General features: G+C 64.0%; 14 protein-coding genes. 8 read left to right on the top strand and 6 right to left on the bottom strand.

What is annotated here, in order from left to right; translation table 11 throughout:
* Positions 1 to 30 precede the first annotated feature (30 nt).
* Positions 31 to 1,056: a methionine synthase gene (locus tag MJ205_RS04890; RefSeq protein WP_239811436.1), complete on the top strand. Its 1,026-nt coding sequence runs from the start codon at positions 31 to 33 to the stop codon at positions 1,054 to 1,056.
* Positions 1,057 to 1,200: 144 nt separating this feature from the next.
* Entirely contained in the window at positions 1,201 to 2,772 is a 1,572-nt protein-coding gene (gene proP / locus MJ205_RS04885; protein ID WP_239811435.1) for a glycine betaine/L-proline transporter ProP, read from the top strand.
* A 209-nt stretch (positions 2,773 to 2,981) separates the two neighbouring features.
* Here proP and MJ205_RS04880 read toward each other — a convergent pair whose 3' ends face one another.
* From MJ205_RS04880 to MJ205_RS04870, 3 genes are all read right to left on the bottom strand, one after another.
* Positions 2,982 to 3,323: a hypothetical protein gene (locus tag MJ205_RS04880; protein WP_239811434.1), complete on the bottom strand. Its 342-nt coding sequence runs from the start codon at positions 3,321 to 3,323 to the stop codon at positions 2,982 to 2,984.
* A gap of 29 nt (positions 3,324 to 3,352) precedes the next feature.
* Positions 3,353 to 4,627: a hypothetical protein gene (locus MJ205_RS04875; RefSeq protein ID WP_239811433.1), complete on the bottom strand. Its 1,275-nt coding sequence runs from the start codon at positions 4,625 to 4,627 to the stop codon at positions 3,353 to 3,355.
* Positions 4,628 to 4,787: 160 nt separating this feature from the next.
* Positions 4,788 to 6,443 carry a hypothetical protein gene (locus MJ205_RS04870; RefSeq protein WP_239811432.1) on the bottom strand — a complete coding sequence of 552 codons (1,656 nt, stop codon included), beginning with the start codon at positions 6,441 to 6,443 and terminating at the stop codon, positions 4,788 to 4,790.
* Between the two features lie 5 nt (positions 6,444 to 6,448).
* Between MJ205_RS04870 and MJ205_RS04865 the strand changes: the two genes are divergently transcribed.
* Positions 6,449 to 6,769: a hypothetical protein gene (locus tag MJ205_RS04865; RefSeq protein ID WP_239811431.1), complete on the top strand. Its 321-nt coding sequence runs from the start codon at positions 6,449 to 6,451 to the stop codon at positions 6,767 to 6,769.
* Between the two features lie 137 nt (positions 6,770 to 6,906).
* On the opposite strand, the gene MJ205_RS04860 is transcribed toward MJ205_RS04865, so the two are convergent.
* The 3 genes from MJ205_RS04860 to MJ205_RS04850 form a co-directional block, all read right to left on the bottom strand.
* The gene (locus MJ205_RS04860) at positions 6,907 to 7,863 is read right to left on the bottom strand and encodes a FecR domain-containing protein (RefSeq protein WP_239811430.1); all 957 of its coding nucleotides are present in this window, start codon (positions 7,861 to 7,863) and stop codon (positions 6,907 to 6,909) included.
* On the bottom strand, positions 7,863 to 8,366 hold the full coding sequence (locus MJ205_RS04855; protein WP_239811429.1) for a sigma-70 family RNA polymerase sigma factor: 504 nt from the start codon (positions 8,364 to 8,366) through the stop codon (positions 7,863 to 7,865). The genes MJ205_RS04860 and MJ205_RS04855 overlap by 1 nt, the downstream gene beginning before the upstream one ends.
* 124 nt (positions 8,367 to 8,490) lie before the next feature.
* Positions 8,491 to 9,153 carry a TetR/AcrR family transcriptional regulator gene (locus tag MJ205_RS04850; RefSeq protein WP_239811428.1) on the bottom strand — a complete coding sequence of 221 codons (663 nt, stop codon included), beginning with the start codon at positions 9,151 to 9,153 and terminating at the stop codon, positions 8,491 to 8,493.
* A 258-nt stretch (positions 9,154 to 9,411) separates the two neighbouring features.
* Between MJ205_RS04850 and MJ205_RS04845 the strand changes: the two genes are divergently transcribed.
* The 5 genes from MJ205_RS04845 (at position 9,412) to MJ205_RS04825 (ending at position 18,811) form a co-directional block, all read left to right on the top strand.
* Positions 9,412 to 10,488: an alcohol dehydrogenase gene (locus MJ205_RS04845; RefSeq protein ID WP_239811427.1), complete on the top strand. Its 1,077-nt coding sequence runs from the start codon at positions 9,412 to 9,414 to the stop codon at positions 10,486 to 10,488.
* 24 nt (positions 10,489 to 10,512) lie between these two features.
* Positions 10,513 to 11,943, top strand: coding sequence for an NAD-dependent succinate-semialdehyde dehydrogenase (locus MJ205_RS04840; RefSeq protein WP_239811426.1), 1,431 nt, complete (start codon positions 10,513 to 10,515; stop codon positions 11,941 to 11,943).
* 83 nt (positions 11,944 to 12,026) lie between these two features.
* Entirely contained in the window at positions 12,027 to 15,308 is a 3,282-nt protein-coding gene (locus MJ205_RS04835) for a carboxyl transferase domain-containing protein (RefSeq protein ID WP_239811425.1), read from the top strand.
* Between the two features lie 66 nt (positions 15,309 to 15,374).
* On the top strand, positions 15,375 to 17,000 hold the full coding sequence (locus MJ205_RS04830; protein WP_239811424.1) for an AMP-binding protein: 1,626 nt from the start codon (positions 15,375 to 15,377) through the stop codon (positions 16,998 to 17,000).
* The gene (locus MJ205_RS04825) at positions 16,997 to 18,811 is read left to right on the top strand and encodes a class I adenylate-forming enzyme family protein (RefSeq protein WP_239811423.1); all 1,815 of its coding nucleotides are present in this window, start codon (positions 16,997 to 16,999) and stop codon (positions 18,809 to 18,811) included. Before MJ205_RS04830 ends, MJ205_RS04825 begins: the two co-directional genes overlap by 4 nt.
* Positions 18,812 to 18,858 lie beyond the last annotated feature (47 nt).

Below are 18,858 nucleotides of genomic sequence, written 5' to 3'. Positions count from 1 at the left end.
GACTCCCCATTTTTTGAAAGGAAATCCTCCATGTTCGAAACCTCCATTGCCGGCAGTCTGCCCAAACCCGCCTGGCTGGCCGAAACCAACAAGCTCTGGCCCCAGTGGATGGCAGAAGGCGATGCGCTGCGCCAGGCCAAGGCCGATGCAACCTTGCTGTGGATCAAGGCCCAGGAAGATGCCGGTCTGGACATCGTTGGCGACGGCGAGCAGGCACGCCAGCACTTTGTGCATGGCTTTCTGGAGCAGGTCGAGGGGATCGACTTCGACAACAAGGTGAAGATGGGCATCCGCGACAACCGCTACGACGCGATGGTGCCGCAGGTGGTAGCGGCCTTGCGCCTCAAGGGCCGCGTGCATGCGTTCGAAGCGCAGCTGGCACGCGCCCATACCCAAAAAAAGCTCAAGTTCACCCTGCCCGGCCCGATGACGATTGTGGACACCGTGGCGGACCGCTTCTATGGCGACAAGGTCAAGATGGCCATGGCCTTTGCCGAGTTGCTCAACCAGGAGGCGCTGGCCCTGCAGGCCGATGGCGTGGACATCATCCAGTTCGACGAGCCGGCGTTCAACGTCTATATGAAGGACGCAGCCGACTGGGGCGTGCAGGCACTGGAGCGCGCCGCGCAGGGCCTCAGCTGCACCACCGCCGTGCACATCTGCTACGGCTACGGCATCAAGGCCAATACCGACTGGAAGAGCACCTTGGGCGATGAATGGCGCCAGTACGAGACGGTGTTCCCCGCCCTGGCGCGCAGCAGCATCGACCAGGTGAGCCTGGAATGCATCCACTCGCATGTACCGCCTGACCTGATGAAGCTGCTGGCCGGCAAGGATGTGATGGTCGGGGTGATCGATGTTGCCAGCGACACCATCGAGACGCCCGAGGAAGTGGCCGACACCATCGCCCGGGCACTGGAATTTGTGCCCAAGGAACGCCTCTTTCCCTGCACCAATTGCGGTCTGGCACCGATGTCCCGTGACGTGGCCTGGGCAAAGCTCAAGGCGCTGGCGGCGGGCACACGGCTGGCCAAGGAGCGCTTGGCCGCCGCTTGACCCCAGCCTAGCCTGCCGATGTAGGCCGGGCGATAGCGCAGCAGACACCAAGCGGGTTTTGGAGGCAGTGAAGCCCAGCCTCGTCCTACAGACGCTGGCAGGGCAATTGGCGAAGATGGCGGCCCACCATCACCGGGGAACCGCATGGATACCATCAACAACAACACCGCGGCCGATCCGACGCCTCCTTCGCCGCCCCTGATACCGACACAAAGCGGCACCCTGGAGCTGCACGACATCACCATCGTCGACAAGGTCAAGCTCAAGAAAGCCATCTCTGCAGCCGCATTGGGCAATGCGATGGAGTGGTTCGACTTCGGCGTCTACGGCTTTGTGGCCTTTGCACTGGGTAAGGTGTTCTTTCCCGATGCCTCGGCCAGCGTGCAGATGATTGCCGCGCTGGGCACGTTCTCGATTCCGTTTTTGGTGCGGCCGCTGGGCGGTCTGTTCTTTGGCGTGATGGGTGACAAGTTCGGCCGCCAGAAGGTGCTTTCGGTCACCATCATCATCATGGCCGCCAGCACCTTCTGTATCGGCCTGATACCGTCCTATGCCAGCATAGGCATCTGGGCGCCCATCCTGCTGCTGCTGTGCAAGCTCGCGCAAGGGTTTTCGGTCGGAGGGGAATACACCGGCGCTGCTATTTTTGTCGCCGAGTTTGCGCCGGACCGCAAACGCGGCTTTCTGGGCAGCTTTCTCGACTTCGGCTCGATCGTCGGCTTTGTCACCGGTGCCGGCGTGGTGGTCTTGCTGCAAAGCCTGCTGAGCGAAGCGCGCTTTCTGGAATGGGGCTGGCGGGTGCCCTTCTTCCTGGCAGCACCGCTGGGGCTGGTAGGCCTGTATCTGCGCCATGCGGCCGAAGAGACCCCTGCGTTTCAGCAGCAGCTCGACCAGATGGAAAAGGATGACCAGGAGGATGTGGAAAACCGCCCCCGCATCTCGTTCAAGGAAATCGCAACGCGTTACTGGCGCCCGCTGCTGGTGTCCGTGGGTCTGGTGCTCACCACCAACATCACGTACTACATGCTGCTGACCTACATGCCCAGCTACCTGTCGCATAACCTGCAGTACTCGGAGGACCACGGGGTGCTGATCATCATCGCGGTGATGATCGGCATGCTGTTTGTGCAGCCGGTCATCGGCCTGGCCAGCGACCGCTTCGGACGCAAGCCCTTTGTGATCTTCGGCTCCATCGGCTTGCTGGTGCTGGCCATCCCTGCATTCAAGCTGATCATCAACGGCCAGATCGCGCTGATCTTTGTCGGCCTGTTCATGCTGGCCATTGTGCTGAACTGCTTTACCGGCGTGATGGCGTCGACCTTGCCGGCCATGTTCCCCACCCGCATCCGCTACAGCGCGCTGGCGGCATCGTTCAACATCGCCATCATCGTCGCCGGTCTCACGCCCACGATCACCGCTGCGCTGGTCGATACCACCGGTAGCCTGTACCTGCCGGCCTATTACCTGATGTTCGTTGCGGTCATCGGTATCATCACCGGCATCTTCATGAAGGAAACCGCCAACCGCCCGTTGCGCGGCGCCACCCCGGCAGCCTCCAGCAAAAAAGAGGCCAAGGAGCTGCTGATCCAGACGCTGGACCATATCGAGCAAAGTGTCGAGGAGATCGATGGCGAGATCGCGAAGCTGCAAGCGCAGATCGCTGAGCTGGAGTTGCGCAAACAGAAGTACATCGACCTGCACCCTCGCCTGGATTGACAGCAGGCACTGCGCGTGGCGCGCAGTGGCCCGGTACCGCTGGTGGCAGATGCGGCGGTCGCTCAGCGATGGCGGCCTGATGGCCAGCATGGGCAATGGCTGCGGCAACCGCTTTGACGGCGGCGTGCCGCCAATCATCATGCGCCGCGCAGATGTTAGGTATCGTCGCCAACGCCCCTAGGCCGCAAAGGCGCGCGCCTGCTGCACCATCAGTCCGGCGCACCCAGCCCCGTCGCATTGCCAAATCGGTCGCGCAGGCGCAGGAATGGTCCTGAACGCCCCATGTCTGGCAGGTAGGTGGAATAGTGCGAACGCCACTGGTTGCCATCCGGCTCGCCACAGCTCATGTTGGCGCCGGGTGTCAGGCCCACAGGCAGACAAAGAAGTTTTCCATCCGCAGTGATGACACCCTCGCCTTGCACACGATCAAACCGGGTAACGACCTCGCCGCTTCGGGCATACCAGTCACCAAACATGCGTTCAGCAAAGCTGGCTGGCACATCGGTTTGCAGACGCCGGATCTTGACGGGCGGCTCACCGGGCAGTTGCAACTGCCCCTGCGTCCACCAGACATTGCGGTCTATGGCTCCGCTCTCCAAGGGGGGCTGTAGAACTCCACAATGGCATTGCCAGCCTCGGCCTCCAGCTCGGCCGCCTTTGCTGGGCCGCCCAGGCTGCGCCCGCCACGATATTCCCGCAAGGGAATCGTTGCCACGCTCGCCCGGCTGCCTGCACCTTTGCCCTGATAAATGGCGCTGCCCATGTGGAAAGTAGGCTGGCCATCTGCACGGTAATGGAACAGCTGCAGGATGACGGTATCACCTTGCACATCCAGCGCAATGCCACGACCGGGCTTACCCGTCAATTCATCTTCCACCACCCAGGTACCGTTCATCGGCATCAGGATGTTGGTAGTGACGGACGCATCACAGTACACCTGGCAGACGGGACCGTACCCGAAATTGGAAGCCAAATAGCTATGGTGCTGCACCGGAGTGATCGTGGTGCGGCCTTCAACGTAGGAGGCTTCACTCAGGGAAGCGCCCAGATCAAAACCAGTGATGATCCGGGTATGGGGATGGCTGCCGCCCATGCGCAACACGCCTTGGATATCAAAGCCCGCAAACTGCAACTCCATGCTCTCGATATCAGCGATGTCGGCAGGTCTTTGAGCGTCCTTTGGCGTGCATTGCATGCGAGCCGTTCCTGGCAGCACATCACATTGGAACAGGGGTTGGTAGTCAACCATCCCAATGACGCTGGGCTTGATCCATCCCATATGCGTGATGCCATCATCGGTTCGCCAAAGCTGCGCCTGGGTGGTGTAGTCAGGCTGCCCTTGTGCATCCAGCGTAAACAGCCGCAATGAGCGCCCGCCTTGTTGTGCCAGAGGGTTGGTGACGCTCGCTGCATCACTGGTCACTAAGAGGCGCTCAATCGCCACCGCTGACTCGCCCGGGAACTGTAGCGTTCCCCTCAGGCCATTGCGAAAGCTGACGGTTACCTGCCCTACGCTCCGGTCTTCCACGGCTTCCTGCATCGGCCCGGCGAGGCTGCGGCCATTCTTGTAGCGCATCAGCGGAGCGGTAATGCTATTGCCCTCCATCTGGCCCGTCGCAGTGTAAAAGGTCGCGTCGCCATTTTTCTCGTATCCGAAGACCTGCATAAAGAAGGTATTGCCCTGCACATCGATGGCTAAACCTCGGCCGGGTTTGCCATTGATTTCACTGCTCACGATCCAGGTGCCTGATTGCGGGGTGAAATCCCGTGCGGCCCAACTGCTCATGCAGGACAGGGCCAGCAATGACGCTATCAGCGTCGGGCGCCAGGATTGCAATAAACCAAATTTCGTCACTTCATCTCCTTGTATATGCATCCAAGCATGGATGCCGTTTCTGTTTAATCAAAAACGCCCTGAGTAATTAATGCAAAACGCCCGCCTAGCTGCTAGAGCGCGGATAGGCTTTGGCCGCCCGGCTCTTAAGACAAAGTAAAACGTTTTATGCAGCGGATCCTCAGTCGAGCGGAACCTGGCCCAGGCCCAGCAGATTCCCATAGCGGTCACGCAAACGGACGTAAGAGTTGGAAATGGCAAACGCATCTTGCAGCGCTATCGAACCTGAGGAACCTGACGTACCCGTGGCCGTGGGCCACTGACATTCGCCTCGCAGCAACTGCGTATTGAACTGGCACCGCACCGAGCCATCGTCGTTGGTCACAAACTCACCCTCTCTGCGGTTGAGGGTCACGGTCAAAGGCCTTCCTGCATACGGCAAGCCCTGGAAATACCATTCACCAAAGAACTGGTCTTCCAATGTCTGCCAAGGCTGAAGGGGCAAGCGGAGCATCCGTTTGGCGGGCTCGCCCGGGAATTGCACCATCGCCTCTGCCAAGCTGCCAGCCGGCATGCCGGATCCACCCGAGAGGCCGGATACCTGAACCACGACTTCGCCTTCGTCCCGAACCAGCTCGCCACTGGCAGCGGCACCGCCCACACTGCGCCCACCCCGGTACTGTTGCAAGCGAAAACGGGCACTGCTGACATCTCTCAATTCTGGATCGGGTCCGAAGTCGCCCACTCCCATAGCGAAGGTCGGCTGTCCATCGGCCCGGTAAGCAAATACCTGCATGACCATTTTTCCGCCCTGCACATCCAGACTCACGCCACGCCCGGGCTTGCCCGTCAATTCGTCCGCCATCACCCAGGTGCCATTGCTGGGCTGGTAGGCAGGCCGCTGCGCATAGCCAAACGTTCCTGGCATAAACGATTCAAGCCCATTGGCGCAGCAGCCGGTGATGACCCCCCCGCGGTACGGATAATCCGCGCGCGTATTGAGGCCCAATAACTGCAATGGCGCAGCACCTTCGGCTTGCAGGCTGACGGCGCCAGCAACTTGAGCGCCCAGCAGGCGGAACTGCACCTCTTTCACCACGGGCGTTTGCGCAGCATCTGCAGCATTCGCAGCAACGCAGCGGATGCTGTCGCTTGGCGTAGCGAGGCTGCACTCCAGCGTCTCGCTCGTCTGGTCGCCGGACAGCGTCAGACGCATGGGTTCAGTGGGACTGGTCTTGAGCATCGCGAACCAGCTCTTCTCGACCTGGCCCTGCGCGTTCAATCCAAACCAACGCGCCATCCGTGACGAAGTCTTCCACTGCTCCGTCTGGTAATAGGCGGCATCTGGTGCGGTAAAAACAAAGCGCTCGATGTCCTTGGCTGGCTCGCCAGGCAGCTGTATCGTTCCCTGCAAACCATTGCGAAAGCTGAGCGTGACATTGCCCATGCTTTTGTCTTCTTGCGCATCGCGCGGCTCGCTGCCAAAACTGCGGCCGCCTTGGTAGCGCATCAACGGGGCGGTGACGGTATCGCCCTCCATCTGGCCCGTGGCGGCATAGAAAGTGGCATCGCCATTTTTCTCATAGCCAAATACCTGCATATAGAAAGTATTGCCCTGCACATCGATCGCAAAACCTCGGCCTGGTTTGCCGTCTACTTCATCGCTGATGACCCAGGTGCCTGCTTGAGGGGTAAAACTGCGAGCTGCCCAGCTGGGAGATATGGACAGTGCCAATGCAGATACTGCGAGAATGGATGCCAGCTTTGGAATGCGCCTCTTGTGTGCCACTTTATCTCCTTGGATTGAATCAGCTTCAGATGCAAGTTGTTTGTACATACCATTTGGACGCCAGCGAACCGGATGAAGCCGGCTTCCATGACTACCATTATGAGTATTACATCTACCAATTTTCTGATGGCGAAGAAAGTTTTTTTGCACGCAGTTATAGCGATGAGCCCCACAGGGCGCACTTTCTCAGTGCGGAAAAATCCGGCAGACCGCGCCCATTGACCAACAAGGATTTAGACTCGCCACTATTCCTGGAGGCGCAGGCTTATTTGAGGCAAGCGGGAAAAACCGCGCTGAGTTGGCTCAGTGGCAGGGGCAATGGCTATGAGCCGCTGCCGAATCCGATAATTCAGCATCCCACCAAGCCGCGCTGATTCTCTCAGAGTGCACAGCGGGAATTGAATAAAGCAATTGAATGAAATGCCAGTTGCCAAAATAGGTAGACCGCGTATTCGCAAAACAAGTCAGGGGGCGATTCAAAGCGATGCATACCGCAGAGCTACCGCCCTATTCAACGCCCCACCACCCTCACCACCCCATGCGCCTCTCGCTCGATCCGCACCGGCAGCGATTGCGCCAGCAGCGCCAGGCTGGCATCTGTGTCTTTGAGCGACAGGGCGCCCGATAGCCGCAGTTGGGCCACCGCGGGATCGCAGTGCACACGGCCCATCCGATACCGGGCGATCTCGGCCACAACGTCGGCCAACGGCATGTTCTTGGCCAGCAGCATGCCCTGCTCCCACAGCGCGGCGCTGGCTTGCACATCGGTTGGCGGGCCGATGCTTTTGTTGCTGAAGTCAGCGGTGTGTCCCTCTTGCAGCAGCTGGGTGGCGCCTTGCTGGTTGGTGATGGCGACGGTGTGGCTGAATACGGCGACGCGGCTGGTGTCCGCATCCAGCCGGCGCACGCTAAAGCGCGTGCCCAGCGCCTGCACGGTGCCTTGCCGTGTTTCCACGACAAAGGGGCGGTAGCGGGGCGAGGGGTCGGCATGCGTCGTTACCAAAATCTCGCCCCCCAGCAGCCGCACCCGGCGCTCTTGCGCGTTGAAGCGGATGGCGACCGCGCTGGCGGTGTTGAGCGTCAACGTAGAGCCATCGGGTAGCAGCAGCGAGCGTGATTGCCCCACGGCGGTGGCCTGGTCGGCCATCCAGTCGCGCCAGGACAGCTCACGCCAGGCCAGCCAGCCGGCGGGGACCGCCACCAGCAGGCTACCCAGCCAGGCCAGGCTTTTGCGCCGGTCGGGCCGCTGCACGGCATTCAAGGTTTGCTGGCAGACCTCGGCAGGCACTTGGGCAAACACGCCCAGCATGGCTTCGGCCTTGTGCCAGGCCGCCTCATGCGCAGGGCTTTGGCTGCGCCATTGTTCAAAGCGCGCCTGCTCCTTGGCAGTGGGCGTTTCATAGCGCAGCCGGATCAGCCAGTCGGCCGCTTCGCTGAGCAAGCTGTTTTGCGCGGCAACGCCTGCCATCACGCGGCCTCCAGGCAGCGCAGCAAGGCCTTGTGGATATGGCGGCGCACGGTGATCACCGGCATGGCGACCTGGTCGGAGATCTGCTGCAAGCTCAGGCCATCGAGCTGCGCCAGCAAAAACACCTGGCGCGTGCGGGGCGCCAGGCCTGCCAGCAGCCGGTCGATCTGCACCAAGGCCTCGATGACCTGCAGCTGGGTCTCGGGCGATGGCGCATGCGGCTCGGGCAGGGCCTGCAGGGTCTCCAGGTAGGCGCGCTCGATCTCGCGCCGGCGCCATAAATCCACCACCAGGCCTTTGGCGACATGGGTCAGGAAGGCCCGCGGTTCATCAGCAGCGTCCACGTTGCGGGGTGCCAGCATGAGCCGCAAAAAGGTGTCGTGGGCCAGATCGGCCGCATCGCCCGCATGGCCCAGACGGCGCCGCAGCCAGGACTGCAGCCAGGCATGGTGGTTTTTGTAGAGCGCTTCGATGGGCGAAGCCAAGTATCCGGGAGATGCCATGCGATGTCCACGCCCTGCTGCCACAGTCAATAGTTGAGAATGACTCTCAATTATATTCAATGGCAAAGACCGTCTTTACACAGGACTTTCGAGGCCATCCGGCGCGCCCCATGCGCCCGGCAAATCAGCGTTGCGGAGCAGGCGGCGCGGGCAGCACGTACTGCCCTGTCCAGCCAACCAGACGCAGCGCCATCTGCGTCATCTCCTGGCACAGCGCCTCGATGGACAGCTTGCCGTTGGGCTGGTACCAGCGGTGCGTCCACTGCACCATGCCGCTGATGGCAAAGGCCGTCACCTTGGGATTGCTGACGTTGAAGACGCCGGCTTCCACGCCATTGACGATGAGCCGCGTCACCAGCGCATCAAAGCCGTGGTATTTGCTGCGGATATCGCTGATTTTTTCCGGGCTCAGGCTTTTTTCCTCTTCGAGCAGGATGGCCGAGAAGCTGCTCAGCTCGATCTTGCGGCGCGTATAGGTGTCGATAAAAAACGCAAAGCGCCGCACGGGATCCTTGTCTTCCAGCTGTTCGCACTGGCTCACGGCTTCATACAGGCCAGCAAACACCTTGTCGAAAAGCCGCTCCAGCAGCTCGTGCTTGGACTTGAAGCGCTTGTAGATAAAGGGCTTGGTCACGCCGATCGAGGCCGCTATCTCATCGAGCGTCGCGCTCTTGAAGCCGCGCTTGTAGAACAGCTCGGCAGCGGCATTGATGATCAAGGTGTCCTTGTATTCCTGGATCTGGTTCTTGGCATCGCCTGCGTTGGTGTCGGTGGGTGGTAGCTGCACTGCTGAAGGTCTCCTGGTGGGCGTGGGGCTGCGGCCGTAGCGCGCGCCGGCACGCTGTACACATGGCCCCAGCATAGTGGAAAGGCGGGCCGTTTTGCACAAGATGCGATTGCGTCAACCATGCGTGAAATCCCCAATGGTACCAAATGATACTGATCAGTATCTTTGGGTTTTTCCAACGCGCTGCAGCGTTCTGCGGCCCCTGCCGAAGCGCCGCGCCAGCAGCCATTGAGCCCCGTTGATTGAGGAGACAAGCGCATGTCGAACGCAACCGCCAGCCCTGGCGAACAGCTGAGTTACCAGGTCGTCGATTTTGGCCAGCCGCTGCAACTGGCGCGCCGCGCCATTGCTGCGCCTGAGGGCAGCGAGGTGCTGGTACGCATCAGCGCCTGCGGCGTCTGCCACAGCGACCTGCACATGGCCGAGGGTTTTTTTGACCTGGGCGATGGCCGCCATTTCGGCCTGGAAAAAGTGCTCAAGCCGCCCCGCACCCTGGGCCATGAGATCGTCGGCACCGTGGCCGCCAACGGGCCCGGCGCCGAAGGCGCGCTGGGCCGCTCGGTGATCGTCTTCCCCTGGATTGGCTGCGGCCAGTGTGCGCTCTGCGCCCGGGGTGATGAACACCTGTGCGCCCGCCCCGAGAGCCTGGGCACCACGCGGGATGGCGGCTTCAGCACCCATGTGCGCGTGCCCCACCCGCGCTACCTGATCGACCATGCCGGCATTGACGCCGCCTTTGCCGCCACCCTGGCCTGCTCGGGGCTGACGGCCTACTCGGCCCTCAAAAAAGTGGCACCCGCAACCGAACAGGCGCCGCTGGTCATCATCGGTGCGGGTGGCGTGGGCCTGGCTGCGGTGGCGCTGGCCAAGGCCTTGCATGGCCTGGGGCCCATCGTTGTCGATATCGACCCGGCCAAGCGCCAGGCCGCGCTGGAGGCCGGCGCCAGCCGCGTGGTGGACCCGGCCGAGGCCGATGCCGCCAAGACCCTGGCGCGCTCCAGCGCCGAAGGCGTGTCGGCCGTGCTCGATTTTGTCGGCTCCACACGCAGCTTCGAGTTTGCCCATGCCGTCGTCGGCAAGGGCGGCAAGATCCTCATCGTGGGCCTGTTTGGCGGCAGCGCCAGCATCCAGCTGCCGCTGATCCCCATGCGCGCCATCTCCATCGGCGGCTCCTATGTGGGCTCGCTGGCCGAGCTGCGCGAGCTGGTGGCGCTGGCCCAGCAAGGGGTGTTGCCGCCGTTGCCGCTCAGCAGCCGCCCGCTGGGCGAGGTGCAGACCGTGCTGGACGAACTGCGTGCCGGCAAGGTCACCGGCCGCGCCATTTTGCAAAGCTGACGCCAGAAAAACCAGGAGCACCGCATGAACTACCAAGTACCATTGCTGATCGACGGCCAGTGGCGCGACAGCAGCAGCCAGGAATGGCTGGACATCATCAACCCCGCCGATGAAAGCAGCATTGGCCGCGTGGCCAAGGCCAGCCGCGCCGACCTGGATGCCGCGCTCGCCGCGGCCCAGACCGGCTTTGCCGCCTGGCGCAAGACCTCGGTGATGGAGCGCTCGGCCTATCTGCGCAAGGCCGCGGCGCTGGTGCGCGAGCATGCCGAAGAGATGGCGCTGATGCTGGTGCACGAGCAAGGCAAGCGCCTGACCGAGGCGCGCATCGAGCTGTCGGGCGCCAGCGAGGTACTGGAATGGTTTGCCGAAGAAGCACGCCGCTGCTACGGCAGCATGATCCCCCCGCGCTCGCCCGAGCTGCGCCAGTATGTGCAGCATGAGCCGGTGGGCCCGGTGGCAGCGTTCACGCCCTGGAACTTCCCGATCAACCAGGCCGTGCGCAAGATTGCCGCCGCACTGGCTGCCGGCTGCTCGATCATCGTCAAGGGGTCGGAGGAAACGCCCGTAGCGCTGGCCCGCTTCATCCAGGTGCTGGAGCAGGCCGGCCTGCCTGCCGGCGTGCTGGGCCTGGTCTATGGCGAGCCAGGTGATATCTCCGAGCACCTGATTGCCTCCCCCGTGGTACGCAAGATCTCGTTCACCGGCTCGACCTCGGTGGGCAAACTCCTGAGTGCCCAAGCGGGCGCCGCGATGAAGCGCGTGTCGATGGAGCTGGGCGGCCATGCACCCGCCATCGTCTGCGACGACGCCGACCTGGCGCGCAGCCTGAAATTGCTGGGCGTGCAGAAGTTCTGGAACGCCGGCCAGGCCTGCATCTCGCCGTCGCGCTTTCTGGTGCAGGCGCCGTTGTATGACGAAGCCATTGCCGGTTTTCAGCGCATTGCCGAAAGCTATGTGATGGGCAATGGCCTGGACAAGGCCACCCGCATGGGCCCGCTGGCCAACCCGCGCCGCGTGGCCGCCATGCAGGCCCTGGTGGATGACGCAGTGGCCAAGGGCGCCCGCGTGGTGACGGGCGGCAAGGCGCCTGAGGGCAAGGGCTACTTTTTTGCGCCCACGGTGCTGGCCGATGTGCCGCAGGATGCGCGCATCTTCAACGAAGAGCCCTTTGGCCCGATTGCCGCGTTTGCGCGCTTTGACAGCGATGCGCAGGCGCTGCAAGAGGCCAACCGCCTGCCCTGGGGCCTGGCCGCCTATGTGTTCACCGGCTCGGCCACGCGGGGCGAGTGGTTCAAGAACGAGATCGAAAGCGGCCTGGTCGGCATCAACTCGATCGCGATGGGCTACCCCGAGCAGCCGTTTGGCGGGGTCAAGGAGTCGGGCTATGCCAGCGAGGGCGGCGCCGATGCGCTGGCCTTCTACCTCAGCAGCAAGTTCGTCAGCCAGACCATTTGAACGCGCAGGCCGGCGCCCAGGGCATGCCGGCCCGCTGCCGCGCCGATGTGGGGCAGCGTGATCGACGAGAGAGAAGGATTTCCATGCACAAGGTATTGATTGCCAACCGGGGGGAGATTGCGGTGCGCATTGCGCGCACGGCCGCAGACCGGGGCATCGCAAGCGTTGCGGTCTATGCCAGCGACGATGCAGCCAGTCTGCACCGCCGCACTGCCGACCAGGCCCGCGCGCTGGGCGCCCAGGGCGCAGCGGCGTATTTGAATGGCGCGCAGCTGATCGAGATTGCGCACCAGGAAGGCTGTGATGCCATCCACCCCGGCTATGGTTTTTTGAGCGAGAACGCCGCATTTGCGCAGGCCTGCACGGCCGCCGGCCTGCGCTTTATCGGCCCCTCGGCCCAGGCGCTGGAGACCTTTGGCGACAAAGCCCGGGCGCGCGCCTTGGCCCAGCGTGAGCAGGTACCGGTGGCACAAGGCACGCACAGCGCCACCAGCCTGGCGCAGGCCCAGGCCTTCATGCAGCAGCTGGGCGGGCCGGTGATGCTCAAGGCTCTGGCGGGTGGCGGTGGGCGGGGCATGCGCGCGGTGCTGCATGCCGCAGACCTGGCAGCAGCCTTTGACCGCTGCAGCTCCGAAGCGCTGAGCGCCTTTGGCCGCAGCGATCTGTATGTGGAGCAGCTCGTCAGCGGCGCCCGCCATATCGAAGTGCAGATCGTGGGCGACGGCAGCGGCGCGGTGCAGCACCTGTTTGAGCGCGATTGCAGCTTGCAGCGCCGCCACCAGAAGCTGCTGGAGATTGCGCCCAGCCCCTTCATCAGCCCCGCGCTGCGCGCGCAGCTGCTGCAGCATGCCTGCCGCCTGGGCGCCGCGATGCACTACCAAGGCCTGGGCACGGTGGAGTTCCTGGTCGACAGCCGCAGCGGCCAGTCCATCTTTATCGAATGCAATCCGCGCCTGCAGGTGGAGCACACCATCACCGAGGCCATCACCGGGCTGGACCTGGTGGCGCTGCAGTTTGCGCTGGCCGACGGCGCCAGCCTGCAGGACCTGGGCCTGGACCAGGCACTGCCGCTGCCCCGCCAGCTGGCGCTGCAGGCGCGTGTGAACATGGAAAGCATGCAGCCCGATGCCCAGGCTCTGCCCACGGGCGGCACCCTGGCACGCTTTGAGCCGCCCACCGGCCCGGGCGTGCGGGTGGACAGCTTTGGCTATACCGGCTACGAGACCTCGGGCAACTACGACTCCTTGCTGGCCAAGGTGGTCGTCAGCGGGCCCAGCCAGTTCGAGATGCTCTGCGCCAAGGCCGATCGCGCGCTGGCCGAGTTCCATATCCAGGGCGTGGAGACCAACCTGGACTACCTGCGTGCGCTGCTGCGCGACGCACAGGTACAGCACGGCAAGATCGACACCACCTATGTGGAACGCCAGGGCCCGGCACTGCATGCGGCAGCCACAGCGCTGGCAGCACAGCGCCAGCCTGGTCCTCAGACCGCCGGCCAGAACCCTGTGCCCAGCAGCGCCAACGACGAGCCCGCGCTGCCCGAAGGCGCAGATGCGGTGCGCGCTGCGATGCGCGGGCGCGTGATTGCGCTGGAGACCGATGCCCATACCGTGCTGGCCAAGGGCGCATCGGTGGCGGTGCTGGAGGCCATGAAGCTGGAGCACAGCGTGGCCTTGGGCCAGGGCGGCCGCTTTGTGGCGCGCAGCGCGCTGCTGGGCGAGGTGGTGGCGACAGGCACCCTGCTCGGTTGGGTGCTGCCCGATGCATCGGCCGATGCGCTGGCCAGCGGGCAGCAGCAAGCTGACCTCGATGCGATACGCCCCGATCTGGCCAAGGTGCTGCAGCGCCAGCAGGGCTTGATGGATGCGGCCCGCCCCGAAGCGGTGGCCAAGCGCCGGCGCCATGGCAAGAACACCGCACGCGAGAACCTGGACCAGTTGCTGGATGCCGGCAGCTTTGTCGAATATGGCGGCCTGACCCTGGCGATGCAACGCGGCCGCCGCAGCGAGGAAGAGCTGATTCGCCTGAGCCCGGCGGACGGCACCATCACCGGCCTGGGCCGCATCAACGGCCTGCAGTTTGGGCCCGAGCAGTCGCGCTGCGCAGTGATGGCCTATGACTACACGGTGTTTGCCGGCACGCAGGGCTTTATGGCCCACCGCAAGATGGACCGCATCGTGCACACCAGCGAACGCCTGGGCCTGCCCTTTGTGCTGTTTGCCGAAGGCGGCGGTGGCCGGCCCGGTGACACCGACTACGTGGGCGTGTCGGGGCTGGAGTTCACCACCTTCACGCACATGGCGCGGCTGTCGGGCAAGGTGCCGACGATCGGCGTGGTCTCGGGCCGCTGCTTTGCCGGCAATGCCGCCTTGCTGGGCTGCTGCGATGTGATCATTGCGACGCAGGATGCCAGCATCGGCATGGCCGGGCCGGCAATGATCGAGGGCGGTGGCCTGGGCGTGGTGGCAGCCGACGAGGTGGGGCCCGTGGCCGTGCAGACGCGCAACGGCGTGATCGACCTGCTGGCCCGCGACGAGACCGAGGCGGTGGCCCTGGCCCAGACCTACCTGGGCTTTGTGCAGGGCAAGCTGCCGCCCGGCGAGCATGCCGACCAGCGCCTGCTGCGTGCGCTGGTGCCCGAGAACCGGGTCAAGGGCTACGACATCCGTGCCGTGGTGCAGACCTTGTTTGACAGCGGCAGCTTTCTGGAGCTGCGCGCCCAGTTTGGCCGCAGCGTGGTCACCGGCTTTGCGCGGCTGCAGGGCCAGGCCGTGGGCGTGCTGGCCAACGATGGCAGCCACCTGGGCGGCGCACTCGATGCCAATAGCGCCGACAAGATTTCGCGCTTTCTGGAGCTGTGCGACAACTATGGCCTGCCGGTCGTATCGCTGTGCGATACGCCAGGCTTCATGGTCGGGCCCGAGAGCGAGAAGGCGGCAGCCGTGCGGCACTTTGCCCGCATCTTTGTCACGGCCAGCCACATCAAGGTGCCGGTGCTGGCGATTGTGCTGCGCAAGGCCTACGGCCTGGGCGCGCAGGCCATGCTGGGCGGCAACCTGTTGGTGCCGGTGGCCACGGTGGCCTGGCCTACCGGCGAGCTGGGGCCCATGGGCATCGAAGGCTCGGTGCGCCTGGCCTACCGGCGCGAGCTGGAGGCGCTGGAGGACGCTGCCGAGAAGGCAGCCTACTTCCAGGCCAAAACCGATGAGATCTATGCCCAAGGCAAGGCGCTGAACGTGGCCAGCTACAACGAAATCGACGATGTGATCGACCCGGCGCAGACACGCGGCTGGCTCGCCAGCATGCTCGCCAGCCTGCCGGCGGCCAGCCCGGGGCGGGCGGCATCGGGCGTATCGCCCTGGTAGGCACCAGGCACCCACCCAAAGACTGCGACCGAGACCCCAAAAAACACCAGGACCGTAGGAGACACCATGACCCCCATCGCGTACCGGCAACAAGAAAAGCCCTTGCATGAGTACCTGCGCCAGCATGCGCGCAGCCAGCCCGACAAGCCCGCCTTCATCTGGTATGGCAGCGCCCTCAGCTGGGCGCAGCTGGACCAGATGAGCGATACCTTTGCGCACCAGCTGCAGCAGCGCGGCGTGGTCAAGGGTGACCGGGTAGCGCTCTTCATGCAGAACTGCCCGCAGTACGTGATTGCGCATATCGGCATCCAGAAGCTAGGAGCGGTGGTAGGCCCCTGCAGCCCGCTGTTCAAGGGCCATGAGCTGGAGTACCAGCTCTCCGACCTGGGCGCCAAGGTGATCGTCGCGGCCGATGTGCTCTACGAGATCGTGCAGGCGGCGCGCCCCAAGACGGCGATTGAACATGTGTTCCTGACCCACTATGCCGATCTGCTGCCGGCCCAGCCAACGATCGACCTGCCCGCAGAAATAGACACGCCCAAGCGCTACATCGAAGGCACAGCCGACTTGCTGGACTGCCTGCGCATACCATTGCCCGCGCCCGATGTGGGCCCGCTGGACATGGACGATGTGGCGCTGATGACCTATACCTCAGGCACCACCGGCCTGCCCAAGGGGGCCATGCTGACCTACCGCAATGCGCTGTTCAAGGCCCATGCAGCGGCAGACAACAACCCCATCTGCGATGACGACACCATGCTGGCCGTGGCGCCGCTGAACCACATCGCGGGCATGCTGATCGGCCTCAATGTCACGCTCTACACCGGCATCACCTGCGTGCTGCTGTACCGCTTTGACCCCGTGCAGGTTCTGCAGGCGCTGGCGCGTTACCGGGTGACCTGGTGGTACAGCGTGGCCAGCATGAATGCGGCGGTAATGCAGGTCGAAGGCGCGCGCGGCTATGACCTCAGCGCGCTGCGCATCAACCCCAGCACCAGTTTTGGCATCACCATCAACCAGGCGCTGGCCGAGCAGTGGCGCGGCTTTGCACCGCAGTGCCAGCTTTTCGAGGTGACCTATGGCATGTCCGAGACCCACACCTGGGACACCTCGATGCCCGTCGATGCCATCAAATGGGGCGCGCACGGCATTCCTATCGAGGGGGTGGAATGCCGCGTGATCGATGCAAGCACCGGCCAGGATCTGCCCGCCGGCCAGGTGGGCGAGCTGGTCTTGCGCAGCCCGGGCAACTTCAAGGGCTACTGGAACAAGCCCGAGGCCACGGCCAGCACCTTGAAGGACGGCTGGGTGCATACCGGCGACATGGCCAAGATCGACAGCGATGGCTACCTGACCTTTGCCGGCCGCTTCAAGGAGATGATCAAGGTATCGGGCTACAGCGTCTTCCCGGAAGAGGTCGAGTCCATCATGATCAAGCACCCCTCGGTGGCGCAGGTGGCGGTGATTGGCATTGATGATCCGCACAAAGGCCAGGCGGTCAAGGCCGTCGTCATTGCCCGCAAGGGCGCGCCGGCGGTGAGCGCGCAGCAGCTGATCGACTGGTGCCGCGAGCAGATGTCGGTCTACAAGGCGCCCCGGGAGATCGAGTTTCGGGACGCGCTGCCTACCACGGGCACCGGCAAGGTGCTGCGGCGGCTGCTGAAGGAGCCGCAGAAAGCGAGCGCCGCATGACCGCAGCTGCCCACCCCGTGGCCGCACTGGAGAGGCAGGCCCTGCTGGAGCTGTTGCAGCGCGATGGCGAACTGGTCACCGAGCGCCTGGCGCACTGGGCGCGCACCAAGGGCGACCAGCTCTTCTACCTCTATGGCGAAGACGATGTGCGCCTGAGCTATGCCGAGTTTGACCGCATCACCGATGCCATCGCCGGCAACCTGGCCGCTGCCGGCATCGGCCGGGGCATGCCGGTATCGGTGTTCATGCGCAACCAGCTCATCAGCGCCTTGGCCATGTTTGGCATCTGGAAGGCCGGCGCCGTCTTTGCGCCGATCAACTTTGCGCTGACCGAGCGCCTGCTGGCCTACCAGATTGGCGACACCCAGCCGGTGATGCTGCTGGCAGAGCGCGCGCTGGTGCCGGCCCTCAATGCGATCCGTGACGAGCTGGGCCGGGTCGCAGCGCTGGCCCATGTGGTGGTCTACGAGCCGCCGGATGGCAGCCATGATGCGGTGGCGGACTGCGTGGCCTACAGCGGCCCGCATGCGGAGACGGACTGGGCCACGCTGCTGCAGCCCGCGCCCAAGCCGGATCTGGCGCTGGCCTATGACGACCTGTGCAACATCATCTACACCTCCGGCACCACCGGGCCATCGAAAGGCGTGGTGCAAAGCCACCGCTGGATGAACCAGTACACCTACCTGTTCCGCCAGATGCTCAATGGCCATGACGTGGTCTACAACGACCTGCCGATGTACCACGTGGGCGGCGCAGTGTTCAATGTGGTGCGGGCGGTGTGGGCCGGCAGCGGTCTGGCCTGCTGGGACCGCTTCAGCCCCCATGACTTCTGGCGCCGCATTGCCGTCAGTGGCGCAACCAGTGCGGTGCTGGTGGACACGATGATCTCCTGGCTGGCCAAGGCAGCGCCGGCAGCCACGGACCACCACAACAGCCTCAACAAGGTCTACATGCAGCCGCTGCCCCAGCGCCATGCGGAGATTGCGCGCCGCTTTGGTTTTGACTTTGTGACGGCCGGCTTTGGCCAGACGGAGTCCGGCATGTCCTGCTTCACGGTCATTGAAGAGACGGACGCCAGCTGCGAATCCCCGCCCGCCTACCGGCGCGGGCAGACGCGCGAGGCGATCCGTGCGCAGGCAGCCGCCCTGGGCCTGGAGCTGCTGGGCCCGGCGCAGGCCGGCCAGGTGGGCAAGGGCTACCTGGGCCACCCGAGCCTGTTTGTGGAGGCCGCCGTGCTGGACGAGCGCGACGGCGAATGCCCTGTGGGCGTGGCCGGGCAGCTGGCCTTTCGGTCGAAGCTGCCTTATTACCTGTTGGTGGAATACCTTGGCAAGCCCCAGGCGACTGCCAAGGCCTTTCGCAACCTCTGGTTCCACACTGGCGACTCGGCGCTGCGCCATGCCGATGGCAGCCTGAGCTTTGTGGACCGCATGGGTGACCGCATCCGGGTGCGCGGCGAGAACATCTCGTCCTTCCATATCGAGGACCTGGTCAACCAGCACCCGGCCGTCGAGATGACGGCCGCGTTTGCCATCCCCGCGCACGAGGGCGATGAGGACGATGTGGTGGTCTATGTGGTGGCGCGCGAGCAGCAGCAGATCGACCGCCAGGCGCTGCATGACTGGTGCGACCGCAAGATGCCCAAGTTCATGCGGCCGCGCCATATCCGCGTGGTCGAGCAGTTCCCGCGCACGCTGACGCAGAAGATCGAGAAGTTCAGGCTCAAGGCCATGATCCTGGCCGAGCTGCAGGGCCAGCCTGCCAACGAGACAGCTGCCACGCCAGCCACGAAGGAGCGCCGCATGACCTGACACCTCCGCCCTGCCCCAGTTTGCGCCAACCCCTTTGTGCGATCCGT

It is taken from the genome of Comamonas sp. B21-038, assembly GCF_022387135.1.
Classification (GTDB): domain Bacteria; phylum Pseudomonadota; class Gammaproteobacteria; order Burkholderiales; family Burkholderiaceae_C; genus Comamonas; species Comamonas sediminis.
Note: the sequence above shows the minus strand (reverse complement) of the source record. Positions and strands in the feature narration are given on the sequence as shown.